We start from the raw sequence: 16913 nt of genomic DNA, 5'->3' as shown, positions 1-16913 counted from the left end.
CTAGCGGAGCGGCCCCCGCTTCAGGACGGGGTCACGAGCCGCGCCTCGTACGCGAACACCGCCGCCTGGGTCCGGTCCCGCAGCCCCAGCTTCACCAGCACCCGGCTGACGTGCGTCTTGATCGTGGACTCCGCCACCACCAGCCGCTCCGCGATCTCCGCGTTGGACAGCCCCTGCGCGATCAGGACCAGCACCTCCGTCTCCCGTTCCGTCAGCTCGCCCACCGCGGCCGGGGCCGCCACCGGCCGCCCCGGCTCGGACAGCTTGGAGAACTCCGAGATCAGCCGCTTCGTGACGGAGGGCGCGAGCAGGGCCTCCCCGGCCGCGACCACCCGCACCCCGTCCGCGAGCTGCCGCGCCGACGCGTCCTTGAGCAGGAACCCGGAGGCCCCCGCGCGCAGCGCCTGGTACACGTACTCGTCGAGGTCGAAGGTGGTCAGGACGAGCACCTTGGCCGACCCGTCGGCGGCCACGATCTCCCGGGTGGCCTCCAGCCCGTTGAGCACCGGCATCCGGATGTCCATCAGCACCACGTCCGGCCGCAGCTCCGCCACCCGCTCGACGGCCTGCCGCCCGTCCACGGCCTCGCCGACCACCTCGATGTCCGGCATCGCGTTCAGCAGGACGGAGAAGCCCTCGCGGACCATCATCTGGTCGTCCACGATGAGCACCCTGATGCTCATGCCGGGTCCCCGCCCGCCGCCGCGCGCACCGGCAGGAACACCGCGACCTCGTACCCGCCGTCCGCCGTCGGCCCCGTCGTCATCTCGCCCTCCAGCATGGCCACCCGCTCGCGCATCCCCGTGATCCCGTGCCCGGCCCCCGGCGAGGGCCGCACGTCGCCGGTCGGCGGATCGTTGTGGACCCGCAGTCCGAGCCCGCCCAGAACGTACGACACCTCCACCCGGGCCCCGGCCCCCGGGGCGTGCCGCAGGGTGTTGCTCAGCGCCTCCTGGATGATCCGGTACGCCGACAGCTCCACCCCCTGCGGGAGTTCGCGCACCGCCCCCGTGACGGTCTTCACCACCGGCAGCCCGGCCTCGCGCACGTTCGCCAGCAGGCCGTCCAGCGAGGCCAGCGTGGGCTGCGGGGCCTCGGGCGCCTCGTAGTCCGCCGACCGGACCACGCCCAGCACCCGGCGCAGCTCGGTCAGCGCCGCCACCGCGTTCTCCCGGATGGTCGCGAACGCCGCCTCCAGCTCCGGCGGGGTGTGCTCCACCCGGTAGGGCGCGGCCTCGGCCTGGATGGCGACCACCGACATGTGGTGGGCGACCACGTCGTGCAGCTCCCGCGCGATGGTGGTCCGCTCCTCCAGCAGGGTCCGCCGGTCCCGCTCCACGGCCGTCTCGACCTGCTGCGCGGAGACCTCCCGGGCGGCCTGCCGCCGGATGTGCACCACGGTGATGGCGAGCATCGCGACCCCGGAGAAGAAGGCCATGGCCGGGGTGTTCACCACGTTGCCCGAGGTGCCGAAGACGTCCATGAGGGCGCCGAGCAGCAGGGTCAGCACCCACATCCAGCCCGCCACCCGCTGGTTGGTGCGGGCGGCCACCACCACCATCACCGCCAGGTGCGCGAGGAAGGTGGCCGGGGACCAGGGGAAGCCCCAGCCGTCGGAGGTGAGGGCGGCGAGCATGCAGCTCACGCCGAGCGAGATCCACCAGGCGCCGACCGGGCGGGCCAGGGTGGTGAGCACGGCCGCCGCCGGCATCAGCCCGGTGAGCGCCCAGCCCACCGGCCCGAGCGAGCCCGCGGTGAACAGGTACGCCTGGCAGACCACCACGAACGCGGTGACGACCACCGCGGCGTGCGGGGTCCAGGCGGCCTGGGCGCGCAGGGACCCGGGCAGCCGCCGGGCGAGCGGCCCGTCGGTGGACATGGGCGGCAGCGGGCGGAAGGCGAACGCACCGGAGATCATGTCCGTGCGGAAGCTGCCCATCAGTCCCGCGGCGATGCGCACTTCGGCCGGCTGGGCCGGCTGCGTCGGCGGGGTCGGCTTGATCCGGGGTGTCCCGGTGGTCGTCTCGGTCACGCAAGCACCGTAGGCCGCCGGGCCCGCCGCCCACATCGGCGCGGAGCGGGATCCTGCCGGGTCCCCCTCAAGTACTACCCGGCACCCCGGGTAGCCCGGGGGAGGGACCGCGGTCAGGAGGTCTTCGTGTAGACCACCGGGGTCTTGCCGCTGCCGACCAGTTCCCGTTCCAGCGTGCCGTCGGAGCGCAGGGTCAGTCGGCTCCACTGGCCGGGGGAGCAGTGGGCGGGGTCCCCGGAGGTCACGGAGGACGGGTTCAGCTCGACCGGCGGGCCCGCCGAGCGCAGGGTCGCGGACCAGGTGCAGACGTAGTCGGCACCGCTGCCCGTGAGGGTCATGACCGTGTCCCCGACCCGGCCGTCCGACAGGGTGATCTGCCAGGAGCCCGTCCCGGAGGAGGACCAGGTGCCCGCGTACGCCGCCGGGAGGCGGCCCGGGGCGGCGGAGCCGGTGTCGGCGGTCTCGGGGGCGGTGGGCCCGCCGGTGTCCGGGCCGTCCGTGCCGCCCGGGCCGCCCTTGGCGTCGGTGGTGCCGTTGCCGGTCGGTCCCGCGGTGCCGCCGCCGGTGCTCCCCGGGTCTCCCGAGGACTGCATGAACGCGTAGACGGACCCGCCCGCCAGCAGGGCGACCACCACGGCCAGCACCACCAGGAACACGCTGGAGGCGGTGCGCCGCTCGGCGGGCTGCCCGTACGCCGGTACGGGCCCGTAGCCGTGGCCGGTCTGCCCGTACGCGGTCGGCCCCAGCCCGGAGCCGGGCCCGCCGGTCGGCCCGAAGCCGGACCCGGCCGCCCCGTGACCCCCCTGCCCGAAGCCGTACCCGTACCCGCCTGCCGCCGGCCCCTGCCCGGCCGCCGGCCCGAAGCCCGCCCCCGGCCCGTGACCCTGCCCGGCCACCGGCCCGGAGCCCACCACGGGCCCCGCCACCGGCCCGGCCCCGGCCCCGGAACCCACCACGGGCCCGGCGCCTCCCGTCCCGGCGGAAGCCGCAGCCGCCGCACCCGCCCCGGCCACGCCCCCCTCCGGCTCCACCAGCGTCGGCCGCTCGCCCCCGGACGCCGGGTTCCCGCCCGCCGCCGCGCCCTGCGGCGGGCGCGCCGGGACCGGCGGCGGGGCCGCCGCCGTCACCGTCCGGGCCGCGTGCACCGCACCGGGGCCCGGCCGCGGGTCCTCCCGGTCGAGCAGCTCCACCGCGTGCCGGCCGAGCTGGGCCACGAGCGCGGCCGGCAGCCACGGCTCCAGCGCCCGCCCGTCGGCGACCGTGTCCCCGGCCCCCACCCGCGCCAGCAGGTCCGCCGGGGTGGGCCGGGCCGCCGGGTTCTTGTGCAGGCAGTCCCGTACGAGCTCGCGCAGCGACTCCGGGACCCGCGACAGGTCCGGTTCCGAGTCGGCGATGCGCAGCAGCAGCGCGGCCGCGCCCCCGTCCCGGTCCGCCGCGCCGAAGGGCAGCACCCCGCCGGCCGCGTACGCGAGCACCGAGCCGAGGCAGAACACGTCGCAGGCGGCCGTCACCGGCTCCCCGCGCAGCTGCTCGGGAGCCATGAACCCGGGCGAGCCGATCAGCTCCCCGGTCCGCGTGTGCGCGACGGATCCGGTGCCCGGCCCCGAGCCGTCGGCCGCCTCCAGGGCCCGCGCGATGCCGAAGTCGATGACCCGCGGCCCGTCGAGGGTGACCATCACGTTGGAGGGCTTGAGGTCGCGGTGGATCAGCCCGGAGGCGTGGATGTCCCGGAGGGCGTACGCGAGTCCCGCGGCCAGGATCCGCACGGACCGCTCCGGGAGCGGCCCGTAGTTGTTCGCGACGACGGCCTGGAGGCTCGGCCCGGCCACGTAACCGGTGGCCAGCCAGGGCACGTCGGCCTCGGTGTCGGCGTCCAGCACGGGCGCGGTCCACTGGCCGCCGACCCGCCGGGCGGCGGCGACCTCGTGCCGGAAGCGGGCGCGGAACTCGGGGCGCCGGGCGAGGTCCTGGCGTACGAGCTTCACCGCGACGGTGCGGCCGCGGTCGGAGCGGGCCAGGTACACCTGCCCCATGCCGCCCGCCCCGAGGCGGGCGAGGAGGCGGTACGCGCCGATCTGCTGCGGGTCGTCTGCTGACAGCTGTTCCATCGCCGCGAGGTCCCTCCCCCTAGGACTGGACCGGCCGACAGGAACCGGCCGAACGGGCCGAGGATAGTGGCCCGCCGAGGTCCGTCGCAGCCCCGGGCCAGAGGCCGCCCGCAGGGCGCCCGGAACCCGCCCGCCGACGGGCTCCCGCCCTCTGTCACGGGCCTGTGACACGGAGCGGATCATTCCAGGCACACAAGATCAGTAATTTTCTTCTTGCAGCCAGCAGCCCGAACTCAACGGCCTCCACCGGAAGAGACCACGGCATACGGCTCTCCTTACTCAACACCCCGCGAAATGCCTCAAGGAGTCGTCATGCGCACCGCCCTCCGCACCACCACCGCCGCCCTCGCCCTCTTCGGCGCGGTCGCCGCCCCCACCGCGGCCTTCGCCGCCTCTTCCCCGGCCCCGGCTGCTTCCCCGGCGCGCTCCCTCGTGGTCGCCGAGCACTGCGTCAAGAGCACGGTCATCCCCTCCGTCTACGGCAACGGCTGGACGGTCAAGCTCACCAGCAGCGCCCACACCGGCGCCAAGGCCCAGCTGCGCGACGAGCACGGCAAGGTCCTGAACACGGTCGACCAGACCAAGCCGGTCTCCCTGTCCGACGGCCTGAAGATCGACGGCGTGCTGTCCACCGCGCCCGTCTTCAAGCAGCGCACCCAGGGCGGCGACACCCCGTGGACCGCCACCGCCTTCCCGAAGCTGGCCAAGGACTGCAACGTCGCCGGCCGCCTCTACTCCACGACGAAGATCGGCGGCCTGACCGTCAAGACCTACAAGGCGGGCCCGCAGACCTTCAGCTCGCACGTCGTCGAGAACGGCAAGCGCGTCGGCTTCCTGAGCCCGGCCCCCAAGGCCTACCAGGACGTCCGCAAGGTCGGCCAGCGCTACGTCCGCCTCACCATCGACGGCGAGGTCCACAGCTGGACCGGCGCCACCACCGCCTCCCCGAAGCTCGGCGTCTACGCGCTGGCCAACGGCGAGAAGTTCCGCCTGGTGAAGAAGGACGGCCTGTACGGGGTCCGCCTGACCTCGCACGGCTCCTGGACCAACTGGACCTACTACGCCCAGGGCAAGTCCGTGATCCTCCAGGACGACAACACCGTCGTGGTCCTGAACGCGAACGGCACCGCCTCCAACTTCATCTACGGGATGCGCGTCCAGACCGCCCCGGTCTGGAAGCACGCCTGAGCCGCACCCCGCACCACCTCCTCGTGACACCGAAGGGGGCCGCCCCGGCAGACACACTGCCGAGGCGGCCCCCTTCCGGGCTTACCAGGTGCCGATGTCGTGTCCAACCTGTGGACTTTTAGCCTTGGCGCCATGACCCCTCAGCCCGATCCCCAGGCCGGTGCGGCCGTCAAGGCCGCCGACCGCGCGCACGTGTTCCACTCCTGGTCCGCCCAGGCCCTGATCGACCCGCTCGCCGTGGCCGGCGCGGAGGGCTCGTACTTCTGGGACTACGACGGGAACCGCTTCCTCGACTTCTCCTCCCAGCTGGTCAACACCAACATCGGGCACCAGCACCCCAAGGTCGTCGCCGCGATCCAGGAGCAGGCCGCCAAGCTCTGCACCCTCGCCCCCGGCTTCGCCGTGGAGGCCCGTTCCGAGGCCGCCCGGCTGATCGCCGAGCGCACCCCCGGCGACCTGGACAAGATCTTCTTCACCAACGGCGGCGCCGAGGCCGTCGAGAACGCCATCCGCATGGCCCGGCTGCACACCGGCCGCGCGAAGGTGCTCTCCACCTACCGCTCGTACCACGGTGCCACCGCCGCCGCGATCAACCTGACCGGCGACCCGCGCCGCTGGCCGTCCGACACCGCGTCCGCCGGTGTCGTGCACTTCTGGGGCCCGTTCCTCTACCGCTCCCCGTTCCACGCGGAGACCGAGGAGCAGGAGTGCGAGCGCGCCCTCGCGCACCTGGCCGACACCATCGCCTTCGAGGGCCCGCAGTCCATCGCGGCGGTCATCCTGGAGACCGTGCCGGGCACGGCCGGGATCATGGTCCCGCCGGCCGGCTACCTCAAGGGCGTCCGCGAGCTCTGCGACCGGTACGGGATCGTCTTCATCCTCGACGAGGTCATGGCGGGCTTCGGCCGCACCGGCAAGTGGTTCGCCGCCGACCACTGGGACGTCACCCCCGACCTGCTCACCTTCGCCAAGGGCGTCAACAGCGGTTACGTGCCCCTGGGCGGCGTCGCGATCTCGGGCGCGATCGCCGAGACCTTCGCCACCCGCCCCTACCCGGGCGGCCTCACCTACTCCGGGCACCCGCTGGCGTGCGGCGCCGCCGTGGCCACGATCAACGCCATGGCCGAGGAGGGCATCGTCGAGCAGGCCGCCCACCTGGGCGAGAACGTGATCGGCCCGGCCCTGCGGGAGATCGCCGAGCGCCACCCGAGCGTGGGCGAGGTCCGCGGCCTCGGCACGTTCTGGGCCGTCGAGCTGGTCAAGGACAAGACCACCCGCGAGCCGCTGGTCCCGTACAACGCGGGCGGGGCGGACAACGCGCCGATGGCCGAGTTCGCGGCCGCCTGCAAGAAGTCCGGGCTGTGGCCGTTCGTGAACATGAACCGCACCCACGTGGTCCCCGCCTGCAACATCACCGAGGCGGAGGCCAAGGAGGGCCTGGCCCTCCTCGACGAGGCCCTGCTCGTCGCGGACCGGCACACCACCTCCGCCTGAGGCCCGCGCGGGCCGGCCGCACGCTCCGGCATGCGACCGGCCCCACCGGCCCGGATCGGCCCCGATCGGTGTGATCGGCCCGACCTCCGCGGCCCCGCCTGGCCTAAGGTGTCCGAAGCCCTACAAAGGAGACGGACCCCATGGCCGGCAGCGGAGCTGTCACCCGCAACACACTTCGCCAGCAGATCGCGGACGCGCTGCGCGACGAAGTGCTGTCCGGGCGCCTGCCTCCGGGCACCGAGTTCACGGTCAAGCAGATCGCCGAGCAGTACGGGGTCTCCGCGACCCCGGTGCGCGAGGCCCTGGTCGACCTTTCGGCCCAAGGGCTGCTCGATTCCGTGCAGCACCGCGGATTCCGGGTCCGCGTGTTCACCGTGGACGACTTCCGGGGCATGGTCGAGGCCCGCTCCCTGATCGTGGACGGGATCTTCCGGCGGCTGGCCGAGCGGGGCTCGGGCCCCGGCGCCGGCGAGGCCCTGGTGTCGGTGCGGCGCCGGGCGGACGAGGCCCGGCGGGCCGCCGAGAGCGGCTCCCTCGAAGTCCTGATCGGCTACGACCTGCGCTTCTGGCGGGAACTGAGCGAGCTGGTCGGCAACGCGTACATCAGCGAGTTCCTGCACCGCATCCGCGTCCAGTGCTGGGTCTTCGCCGTGCCCCACCTGAAACGGGCGGCCGGCGGGCACACGGACCTGTGGACCGGGCACGGGGCCCTGGTCGACGCGGTCACGCGCGGCGACGCCGAAGAGGTCCGCCGCCTCGTACGGGAGTACAACCAGCACGGCCTGGACTGGGCTGACACCCTGCCGCAGGAGGGCCCGTGACCACCGGCCGCCCCGTCCCGCCCGCCGCGCCCCCCGGCGCACGGACCCCCTGGCTGGGGGCCGTGGAACTGAGCGTGGTGGTCCCCGCGTACCAGGAGGAGGCCCGGATCGGGCCCACCCTGGACGCCGTGCGCACCTACCTCGACGGGCACGTGGGCACCCGCCGCGGCGACTGGGAGCTGATCGTCGTCGACGACGGCTCCACCGACGCCACCGCGGACCTGGTCCGGGCCGCCGCGGCCGAGGAGCCCCGGATCCGCCTGGTGTCCTCCGAACGCAACCGCGGCAAGGGCAACGCCCTGCGGCTGGGCGTGCTGGCCTCCTCAGGCCGCCGCGTGCTCATGATGGACGCCGACCTGGCCACCCCGGTCGAGGAACTGGAGAAGCTGGAGAAGGCCTTCACCGAGCCCGCCGGGCCCGCCGAGCCCGCCGAAGGCGGCAGCGGCAGCGGCGGTGCCGGCGCCGGTACCGGCCGCCCGGTCGAGGCGGCCGTCGGTTCGCGCGCCCACCCCGACTCCGAGATCGAGCGCCACCAGAACCGGCTGCGCGAGCTCGTCGGCCGCGCCGGGAACCGGGTCATACGCACCGTGGCCGTCCCCGGCATCCGGGACACCCAGTGCGGCTTCAAGCTCTTCGACGGCGACCGGGCGCGCGCCGCCTTCGGCGCCTCCCGGCTCGACGGCTGGGGCATCGACGTGGAGATCCTGCGCTACTTCCGGCAGCAGGGCTGGCCGGTGGCCGAGGTCCCGGTGCGCTGGGCGCACCAGGAGGGCTCCAAGGTCCGGCCCGGGGACTACCTGCGGGTGCTGGGCGAGCTGGCCCGGCTGAACGCGGGCGCCCTCGCGGTCGCCGCGCTGTACCTGCTCGGCTCCCTGCTGCTCTACAAGGGCCTGTGGGCGGACCCGGGCCGCCGCTACCTCGCGGACTCCGGCCAGGACCAGAACCAGTGGGAGTGGTTCTTCGCGGTCACCGCGGACAACGTCTCCCACCTGCGCAATCCGCTGTTCACGACCTTCCAGGGCATGCCCGACGGGGTCAACCTGATGGCGAACACGGTGATGCTCGGCCTGTCCGTGCCCCTCACCCCCGTCACCCTGGCCTTCGGACCCGCCCTGACCTGGGCGCTCGTCCTCACCTTCGGGCTCGCCGGGACCGCGCTGGCCTGGTACTGGCTGATCCGGCGCTGGCTGGTGCGCAGCCGCTGGGCGGCCGCGGTGGGCGGGGCGCTGGCGGCCTTCGCCCCGCCGATGGTCTCGCACGCCAACGCCCATCCGAACTTCTGCGTGCTCTTCATGATCCCGGTGATCATCGACCGGGCGCTGCGGCTGTGCGCGCCCGGCCACGGCCGCCGGGTCCGCCGGGACGGGGTGCTGCTCGGCCTGTTCTCGGCGTACCAGGTCTTCCTGGGCGAGGAGCCCTTCCTGCTGGCCGCGCTCGGCATGCTGGCCTTCGCGGCGGCGTACGGGCTGATGCGGCGGGACGTGGCCCGGCAGATGTGGCGGCCGCTGCTGCGCGGACTGGGCATCGCGGCCGCGGTCGCGGTGCCGATCGTGGCCTTCCCGCTGTGGTGGCAGTTCTTCGGGCCGCAGAGCTACCACTCGGTGCTGCACGGGGACGCGGCCGGGAACAGCCCGCGGGCCTTCGTCGAGTACGCCCAGCGCTCCCTGTTCGGCGACGAGGCGCAGGCGGACAAGCTGGCGCTGAACCGCACCGAGCAGAACGCCTTCTACGGCTGGCCGCTGCTGGCCCTGTGCGCGGCCTTCGCGGCGGCGCTGTGGCGGCGGACCGCGGTCCGGGCGCTGGCCGTCACCGCGGTCTTCGCCGCCTGGCTCTCGCTGGGGCAGCGGATCCGGATCCCCGGCACGGACGTGGTGCTGCCCGGCCCGTGGAAGCTGCTGGCGGACAAGCCGCTCTTCGAGTCGGTGATCGAGGGCCGGGTGGGCATGGTCTGCGCCCCGGCGCTGGGCATGCTGGTGGCGCTGGGCCTGGCCCGGATCCTGGCCGTGCCGGTGCGCAAGCAGCGGCTGCTGGGCTGCGCGGCGGTCGCGGCGGCGCTGCTGCCGATCGTGCCGACCCCGTTCGAGGTGCGGGACCGGGACGCGGTGCCGATGTTCATCGCCGAGGGCCGCTGGCGGGACTACCTGCCCGAGGGCCGCAGCCTGGTCCCGGTGCCGCTGCCCGACCCGGGGGCGGCCGACGCCCTGCACTGGCAGGTGGACCAGGACTTCGGCTTCCGGCTGCCGGGCGGCTACTTCAACGGCCCGTGGGGCCCGGAGCGGATCGGCATCTACGGGGCCACCCCGCGGCACACCTCCAACATGCTGAACGACATCCGCTACGGCAAGGAGCCCCCGCAGATCGGGCCCGACTGGCAGGAGCAGGCCCGTACGGACCTGGACTGGTGGCGGACCGGGCTGCTGGTCCTGCCGGAGCGGGAGCAGCGGGCGGCCGAGCTGAAGGACACGGTGACCAAGCTGCTGGGGCGCGAGCCGGAACGGGTCCTGGACTGCTGGGTCTGGCGCTACGGGAACGCTGCGCCGAACTCGTAGCTCGTCGGGGCCGACCTCTTCGCGCAGCGTGCCCGGCAGACTACGCTGGGCCGATCGGCGGACAACGATGGGAGCCCGTGTGGCCTGTGACCTGTGGCTGGTACCCCTTGTCGACGTGCTGTGCCACAGCCCCGACAACCCCTTCGCGGAGGAGATCTCCGCGTACGACCGCGCGCTGGCCGAGGCGGGCCTGCCGTCCGTGCCCGTCTTCGCCTACATGCCGGGCCTCTCGGGCGACGTGGCCCCGGTCGCGGGCTTCGACTACGACGCGCTGCACTTCCTGCGCCGTGCCTACCTGCTCCACCTGTGCGGCCTGCCGGTCACCCCGGTGGACGAACTCGGCGGCGACTACGAGCAGCTCTTGGAGATGTTCGAGGCGACGGCCCAGCAGTCGCACCTGGTCTGGCACTACGACCATGCCGGGGCGTACGTCCCGGTCGACTTCGCGGCCCCGCTGGCCACGGAGGAACTCCTCGCCGGGGGCGGTCCGCTGGGCTCCTCGCAGGGCCTGCTCCGCGAGCTGGCCTTCGTCGCGCCGGTCATCGGCATCGACCCCGCCAACCCGCCCCAGCCGCCGCCGCCCCCCGGCCGCCCCACGTCCCTGGAGGAGCCGGCCTCCCCCGTCCCCCCGGACGCGAGCCCCTTCGCCCGCGAGCGCCACGTCTGGCTCGGCCTCCACGCGGCCGCCACCCGAAGCCTCGGCCAAGGCTCCATGATCATCTTCAGCTGACCCGGTGCTCCGCGCACCGGAACCCGGCGGGGCTGGATGTGCCCCGGCCCGTTCCGGAAGGTGCGGCCCAAGATCCAGCCCCACCGGCAAGCCGCAATTTCCAGCGGAGGGGGGCAAAATCCAGCCCGTCCAGGGGGCACCTCCCAGCGGTAGCTGGGGGAGTTTGAGGACCGGGGGTCCGGGGGCGGAGCCCCCGAAGCAGTTCCGGCCCTGCCGGGCGTGGCCGCGGAGCCCCGCAAGGCGTCAGCGGGGCTGCTCGGGAGGCCGCTGCCGCGGCATGTTGGGCCGGGTGCCCGGGGGCAGGGGGAAGCGCGCGGGCGGCACGCCCGGGTCGGGGCGGGCCGGCCCGGCGGCCAGCGACTGCATGACCAGCGGCGTCGGGCCCGCCCGGAACTCGACCATCCAGTCCGCGGTCTCCGACCGCACGAGCTCCGTCACGTCCTCCGAGAACCGACGCAGCACGGTCAGGCACCGCTCGGCCGCCTCGGACGCCGTCCCCTCCGTCGGCCCCAGCACCTCCCGCACGTTCTCCGACGCCCAGTCGAACTGGAGCGTCTGGAGCCGCCGCTGCACCGCCTGCGCGGTGGCCACGTCCCGCATCCACCCGGACGTCAGCCCGAAGAACCGGTCGCACCCCACCGCCGCCCCCGCAAGGAGCAGCGCGAGGAACCCGTACGACGCGGCCCCCGGCACCGCCCCGGTCAGCTCCAGCAGCGGCAGCGCCGCCCCGGTCACGGCCCCCAGCGCCGCCCCGCCCCGCAGCACCCGCGCCCCGCGCCGCTTCCAGGCCCGGTCGGAGAGGTACCACTCGGCCGTGCGCAGCGCGTCGGCCTCGACCCACCGGTACAGCTCGTCCAGGCGCTCCGCGGGCTCGCCCCAGTCGCCCAGGGGGAACGGCCGGCCGGTCAGATCTGCCCCGCCTTCCTCCCGGGGCGGCCCCTCGGGCTGCATTTCCGGCTGGCTCACCCGGCACTCCCTCTGCCTGCGCTGACGTGTGGTGGTGCGCGTGTGCGCAATGATGCGCCACCCCTTCCTACCGCCGAACGGCGGGGTATGGGCACCGAACCCCGGGATTTCCGCCCGCAAGGAGGTCTTGATCAGGTACGGCACGACGGCAACTCTCACTCGAAAGAGTTGGGCCCGACGGCGTAGGGCGCCCCGCCCGAGGAGCACGTAGGCTCGGTTTGAGCGAACGACAAGGAGTGAGTGACCCGTGTTTCCCGGTGGCGGTCAGCCCAACATGCAGCAGCTGCTCCAGCAGGCCCAGAAGATGCAGCAGGACCTCGCCGCGGCCCAGGAGGAGCTGGCGAGGACCGAGGTCGAGGGCCAGGCCGGGGGCGGCCTGGTCAAGGCCACGGTGACCGGCTCCGGCGAGCTGCGCGCCCTCGTGATCTCCCCGGCGGCCGTGGACCCCGAGGACACCGAGACCCTCGCGGACCTGGTGGTGGCGGCGGTCCAGGCCGCCAACCAGAACGCCCAGGCGCTCCAGCAGGAGAAGCTCGGCCCGCTGGCCCAGGGCCTCGGTGGCGGTTCGGGCATCCCGGGTCTCCCCTTCTGACCCGTCCCGCCATTACCGTACGTACGTCATCCGTAGCAGAGAGAAGGCAGTCCGTTGTACGAAGGCGTGGTCCAGGACCTGATCGACGAACTGGGCAGGCTGCCCGGCGTCGGGCCCAAGAGCGCGCAGCGGATCGCCTTCCACATCCTGCAGGCGGAGCCGACGGACGTGCGCCGGCTGGCGCACGCGCTGCTGGAGGTCAAGGAGAAGGTCCGCTTCTGCGCGGTCTGCGGGAACGTCGCGCAGGAGGAGCAGTGCGCCGTCTGCCGTGACCCCCGCCGGGACCTCACGGTCATCTGCGTGGTCGAGGAGCCCAAGGACGTGGTCGCGATCGAGCGGACGCGCGAGTTCCGCGGCCGCTACCACGTGCTCGGCGGGGCGATCAGCCCGATCGAGGGCGTGGGCCCGGACGACCTGCGGATCCGCGAGCTGCTGGCGCGGCTGGCCGACGGCACGGTGACCGAGCTGATCCTCGCCACCGACCCGAACCTCGAAGGCGAGGCGACCGCCACCTACCTCGCCCGGATGATCAAGCCGATGGGCCTCAAGGTCACCCGCCTGGCCAGCGGCCTCCCCGTCGGGGGAGATCTGGAGTACGCGGACGAGGTCACGCTCGGGCGGGCCTTTGAAGGAAGGCGACTACTCGATGTCTGACGCAACCCTGCACGCCCTGGGACTGGATCCGGACGACTTCGCCGTCCAGATCGCCGACCAGATCGAGTCCTTCATCGTCGCGGTCACCGAGGTGGCCAAGGGCGAGGACCCGGACAGCGCGGTGCCGTTCCTCCTGCTGGAGGTTTCGCAGCTGCTGCTGGCGGGCGGGCGGCTGGGTGCGTACGAGGACGTCCTGCCCGACGAGCGCTACGAGCCCGACACCGGGCCGGAGCCGGACGTGGACGAGCTGCGCGAGCGGTTCGCGTACATGCTCGACCCGGTGGACGTGTACTCGGAGGTCTTCGACCCCTACGAGCCGCGCAAGGCGCCGGTGGCGCACCGGCTCTCGGACGACATGGCGGACATCGTCGCCGACCTGCGCCACGGCCTGGCGCACTACCGGGCGGGCCGGGTGACCGAGGCCCTGTGGTGGTGGCAGTTCTCCTACTTCACCAACTGGGGCCCGACGGCCTCCGCGGCCCTGCGCGCGCTCCAGTCGCTGGTGTCGCACGTCCGCCTCGACCAGCCGCTCCAGGAGCTGGACGGCCTGGACACGGACGAGGACCTCGCCGACGAGGACCTCGCCGAGCAGGCGGGCCGGGTCATGGCCGAGGAGATCGCGGCCCCGCTGGGCCTGCGGCGCCCGGCCCGCTCGTAGGCGGCGCGTTCCGGGGCGACTTGTAGGCCGCGAGGAGCTCCCGGGCCGCGGCCCGGGACGCCGGCTCGGTGACGAGTACGTCGTACAGCGCGTCGGGGTCCACGAAGCGGGCCGCGCGGGTGGGGCGCGACTGCCAGAACAGCGGCCAGGTGTCCCCGTCGAGCGCGGGCACCGCGACGTAGGCGACGGTCCGCGGCTCCGAGCCGAGGCGCTGCACGCCGAGCGGCCAGGCGTGGCCGCGGGCGCTGCCGGGCGGCACGAGGAAGTACATCCACCGGAAGCCGACGGCCTCGCAGACGACGGGCCCGGCCTGCCCGCCGGTCTCCTCCACGAGCTGCGCGGCCACGGCCTCCCCGCGCACGCCGCTGATCCGGACGGCGTCGAAGTACACGCCGGTCCTGTGGAGCCGGTGGCCGAGAACGGGGACCCAATCGGGCCGCAGTGCGCTGTTCATGGCCCCAGGGTTCCGCGCCGGGGCTACGGTGGAGAGTGACTGACCGGATACAGATCGTGGTGTAACCGCCGGAGGTGGCCACTGTGTCAGTGCCGAACCCTTCTGTACCTCCCCCGTCCTGGCGGTACGCCGGCGACCAGCTCAAGCGGTGGCGCACGAAGGCGGGCGTCTCCCGCGAGGAACTGGGCGCGGCCGCCCGCTACGCCCCCGACACGATCAAGGCGATGGAACAGGGCGTCCGCATGCCGACCCCGCAACTCCTGGACGCGGCGGATGCGTTGCTCCAGGCGGAGGGCTTGCTGAGCGCGGCGAAGGAGTATCTGAGCCGGGAGAAGTCCGCTGAGCGGGACCGGAGCTTCTTCGAGGTGGAGCGACAGGCGCGAAGCCTCTGGTGGTACGAGGTCTCTTTGATCCCCGGCCTGTTGCAGACCGAGGCGTACATGCGCGCCCTGTTCCAGATCCACTGGCCACCGGTGGATGACGGCACGGTCGAGGAGCGAACCGCGGTGCGGTTGCAGCGACAGCTGATCCTGGAGAAGCAGCCACCGGTGGCCATGAGTTTCGTCGTGCACGAGACCGCCCTCAGGACCCTCTTGGGGGACCGTCAAGCGCAACGGGGGCAGCTACAGCGCCTGTTGGACGTGGGTGCATTGCGGCATGTAACCCTCCAGGTCCTGCCGTTCGAGTTTGCCGCCGGGGTGGGAACCAGCGGCATGATGATCGTCTTGGAGGACGAGGCCGGGGTTCGGCATGCGTACTCGGTCGGTCAGTCGATCCGGCAACTCACCACGGACACCGAGGTGGTGCGTACGCACACCGAGCGGCTCGGCCTGATTCGCACCGCGGCCCTAGGTGCACGGGAGTCGGCCCAATTCCTCATGCGGATGCTGGAGGAGCGATGAACCTGCACTGGCGGAAGTCCAGCTACAGCGGTGGCGAGGGCGACAACTGCGTCGAGGTCGCGGACGGTCGCGACGATGTCCATGTGCGGGATTCCAAGGTGGAGGCCGGGCCCGAACTCACGTTCCCGGGTTACGCCTGGGCCGGGTTCCTCGCCCAGTTTTGAGCTCCGAGCTCCGAGCTCTCCTCTAGGGATGGGGTGGTTGGGATAAGCCCAACCACCCCACCCGGGTCTCCTGCGACCCAGCGGTATTACTAATAGTGAGCAAGTTGCGACGGAGTGTCGCGAGGCTCTAGCGTCCGCCACAGACGCAAACAACCCCGGCGCGATGCTCACAACACCGGCCGGGGCTTGACCGACAAGATCCTGCATAGGAGGGATCTCGTGGCTTGCCTCGAGTCTATCGCCGTGCTGCCCGCCGCCGCAGCTCATCCGATGGCCAATCCCGGGTTCGGGAAGCGGGACGCTCCCGGCCAACTTCCCCCTGCGGGGGAGCAATTCGCGCACCTGTCCAAGGATGAAGCCGCGCTCGCCTGGTTTATCGACCGGTTGCCCGAAGGCGCCGCCATCGACCACAAGAGCCTGTCCGCCGCCACGCCCGGGCTCGGGCAGGCCGGCTGCCGGGCCCTCCTCCATCTGCTCATCGACGCCGGGCACCTGTGCCAGTTCAAGGAGCACCTGGTCCGGCCGCAGTCCGCGCGCTGGGTGACGCGTACGTACTTCTCGCGCACCGCCCGCGACCGCGACTGGTGGCTCGCCTTCTGCCGCGAGATCAAGGCGAAGCCGCACCGGCTGCCGCCGCGGGAGGAGGCGTACCGGGTGCTCGCGGAACTGCGCGAGACCGAGCCGGAGCTCGCCCTCTCCGCCGACGAGTGCGCACAGCTCGCCCCGCTCGCCGAAGCCTGGCTGGAGCGGGACGACGACGCCCGGCGCCTCGTCCACGCGCTGACCGCCGGACTGCCCCGGCCCGTCCACAACCCCGCCGCCCTGCTCCGCACCCGCCTGGAGAAGAAGATGCCCCCCGAGCCTGCACCCGCCGCCCCCGAACCGGCCGCCGAGGAGTTCGAGGAGGGGGACTGGGTCGTGGGGCGCCGCATCATGGCCTGCTTCTTCTGCGACGCGGACGAACTGACCGCGACGATCATCAACAGCACCTGCGCCCGCTGCGCGCTGGACATGAACTGCGACCACTGCAAGACCCTCCACGCCGAGGCCGCGGAAGCCCGCACCCTCCAGACCTTCCGCCCCGCCACCCCCACCCCGTCCGAGGTCCACAAATTCGCCGACATCGTCCGCGAAGCGGGCGGCCTCCTCCCGAGGCCCCGCGGATGAGCCCGCTCAGCCTGTGCACGGCTCCTCGGGTCCCGGCCTCGGTCGGGCGCGATCCGAGTACCGTGAACGGGGATCCCTCACGCTCTCGTCCGGAGGCCGTCATGACCGCACAGCCCTTCGAGCCGACGCCCGCACCGCAGGAGCCGGAGCGTGTGCCCCGCACGTTCGACGGGATCGCCAATGCCCTCCAGGGGGCGCAGCGCATGCGGTTCTTCCGCGAATTCGGCGAAGCGCCGCTGGAGCAGGCCGAAGCGGTGCTGCGGCACTGGTGGTGCGAGGCCATGCTCGACACCGACCCGGACGCGGACCGGATCCGGGAGGCCGCCATGAACGGCACCCTCAGGACCGTGCCGCTGTCGGACGTCATCGCGTACCGGCAAGCGCGCGGGCTTCCCCTTGAGTGAGGCGGGGGCCGAGGGGTGGCCGTGTCTCCT

Annotated in this window: 17 protein-coding genes; 12 read left to right on the top strand and 5 right to left on the bottom strand. The window is 73.2% G+C overall.

What is annotated here, in order from left to right; all coding sequences use genetic code 11:
* Positions 1-20: 20 nt before the first annotated feature.
* From ACZ407_RS04865 to ACZ407_RS04855, 3 genes are all read right to left on the bottom strand, one after another.
* The gene (locus ACZ407_RS04865; protein WP_468125539.1) at positions 21-683 is read right to left on the bottom strand and encodes a response regulator; all 663 of its coding nucleotides are present in this window, start codon (positions 681-683) and stop codon (positions 21-23) included.
* Positions 680-2032, bottom strand: coding sequence for a sensor histidine kinase (locus tag ACZ407_RS04860; protein WP_468125537.1), 1353 nt, complete (start codon positions 2030-2032; stop codon positions 680-682). Before ACZ407_RS04860 ends, ACZ407_RS04865 begins: the two co-directional genes overlap by 4 nt.
* 113 nt (positions 2033-2145) lie before the next feature.
* A complete protein-coding gene (locus ACZ407_RS04855) occupies positions 2146-4140 on the bottom strand; it encodes a serine/threonine-protein kinase (protein ID WP_468125535.1) in 1995 nt (664 codons plus the stop codon).
* Positions 4141-4452: 312 nt separating this feature from the next.
* Here ACZ407_RS04855 and ACZ407_RS04850 point away from each other — a divergent pair, with 312 nt between their 5' ends.
* The 5 genes from ACZ407_RS04850 (at position 4453) to ACZ407_RS04830 (ending at position 10922) form a co-directional block, all read left to right on the top strand.
* Positions 4453-5328 carry a hypothetical protein gene (locus ACZ407_RS04850; RefSeq protein ID WP_468125533.1) on the top strand — a complete coding sequence of 292 codons (876 nt, stop codon included), beginning with the start codon at positions 4453-4455 and terminating at the stop codon, positions 5326-5328.
* 132 nt (positions 5329-5460) lie between these two features.
* On the top strand, positions 5461-6822 hold the full coding sequence (locus ACZ407_RS04845; RefSeq protein ID WP_468125531.1) for an aminotransferase class III-fold pyridoxal phosphate-dependent enzyme: 1362 nt from the start codon (positions 5461-5463) through the stop codon (positions 6820-6822).
* A 140-nt stretch (positions 6823-6962) separates the two neighbouring features.
* Complete coding sequence (locus tag ACZ407_RS04840; protein WP_468125529.1) at positions 6963-7643, top strand: GntR family transcriptional regulator; 681 nt, start codon at positions 6963-6965, stop codon at positions 7641-7643.
* Positions 7640-10192: a dolichyl-phosphate beta-glucosyltransferase gene (locus ACZ407_RS04835; RefSeq protein ID WP_468125528.1), complete on the top strand. Its 2553-nt coding sequence runs from the start codon at positions 7640-7642 to the stop codon at positions 10190-10192. The genes ACZ407_RS04840 and ACZ407_RS04835 overlap by 4 nt, the downstream gene beginning before the upstream one ends.
* 79 nt (positions 10193-10271) lie before the next feature.
* Positions 10272-10922 (top strand): hypothetical protein, encoded by a 651-nt coding sequence (locus tag ACZ407_RS04830; RefSeq protein ID WP_468125526.1) that lies wholly within the window; start codon positions 10272-10274, stop codon positions 10920-10922.
* A 243-nt stretch (positions 10923-11165) separates the two neighbouring features.
* On the opposite strand, the gene ACZ407_RS04825 is transcribed toward ACZ407_RS04830, so the two are convergent.
* The gene (locus ACZ407_RS04825) at positions 11166-11888 is read right to left on the bottom strand and encodes an SLATT domain-containing protein (protein ID WP_468125525.1); all 723 of its coding nucleotides are present in this window, start codon (positions 11886-11888) and stop codon (positions 11166-11168) included.
* 247 nt (positions 11889-12135) lie between these two features.
* Between ACZ407_RS04825 and ACZ407_RS04820 the strand changes: the two genes are divergently transcribed.
* Genes ACZ407_RS04820 through ACZ407_RS04810 form a run of 3 tightly spaced genes read left to right on the top strand, consistent with a single transcriptional unit; the run spans position 12136 to position 13792 of the window.
* The gene (locus tag ACZ407_RS04820) at positions 12136-12480 is read left to right on the top strand and encodes a YbaB/EbfC family nucleoid-associated protein (protein WP_468125523.1); all 345 of its coding nucleotides are present in this window, start codon (positions 12136-12138) and stop codon (positions 12478-12480) included.
* Positions 12481-12534: 54 nt separating this feature from the next.
* On the top strand, positions 12535-13134 hold the full coding sequence (gene recR / locus ACZ407_RS04815; RefSeq protein WP_468125521.1) for a recombination mediator RecR: 600 nt from the start codon (positions 12535-12537) through the stop codon (positions 13132-13134).
* Positions 13127-13792, top strand: coding sequence for a DUF5063 domain-containing protein (locus ACZ407_RS04810; RefSeq protein ID WP_468125520.1), 666 nt, complete (start codon positions 13127-13129; stop codon positions 13790-13792). The genes recR and ACZ407_RS04810 overlap by 8 nt, the downstream gene beginning before the upstream one ends.
* Here ACZ407_RS04810 and ACZ407_RS04805 read toward each other — a convergent pair.
* The gene (locus ACZ407_RS04805; RefSeq protein ID WP_468125518.1) at positions 13737-14246 is read right to left on the bottom strand and encodes a hypothetical protein; all 510 of its coding nucleotides are present in this window, start codon (positions 14244-14246) and stop codon (positions 13737-13739) included. The two genes, ACZ407_RS04810 and ACZ407_RS04805, sit on opposite strands and share 56 nt — an antisense overlap.
* Positions 14247-14329: 83 nt before the next feature.
* On the opposite strand from ACZ407_RS04805, the gene ACZ407_RS04800 reads away from it, so the two are divergent.
* From ACZ407_RS04800 to ACZ407_RS04785, 4 genes are all read left to right on the top strand, one after another.
* On the top strand, positions 14330-15148 hold the full coding sequence (locus tag ACZ407_RS04800; protein WP_468125516.1) for a helix-turn-helix domain-containing protein: 819 nt from the start codon (positions 14330-14332) through the stop codon (positions 15146-15148).
* Positions 15145-15312, top strand: a complete 168-nt coding sequence (locus ACZ407_RS04795) for a DUF397 domain-containing protein (protein ID WP_468125515.1) — start codon at positions 15145-15147, stop codon at positions 15310-15312. The genes ACZ407_RS04800 and ACZ407_RS04795 overlap by 4 nt, the downstream gene beginning before the upstream one ends.
* Positions 15313-15531: 219 nt before the next feature.
* On the top strand, positions 15532-16479 hold the full coding sequence (locus ACZ407_RS04790) for a hypothetical protein (protein ID WP_468125513.1): 948 nt from the start codon (positions 15532-15534) through the stop codon (positions 16477-16479).
* 101 nt (positions 16480-16580) lie between these two features.
* Positions 16581-16883 (top strand): hypothetical protein, encoded by a 303-nt coding sequence (locus tag ACZ407_RS04785; protein WP_468125511.1) that lies wholly within the window; start codon positions 16581-16583, stop codon positions 16881-16883.
* The last annotated feature ends 30 nt before the right edge of the window (positions 16884-16913 follow it).

It is taken from the genome of Streptomyces sp. NPDC030809 (assembly GCF_055572195.1).
Note: the sequence above shows the minus strand (reverse complement) of the source record. Positions and strands in the feature narration are given on the sequence as shown.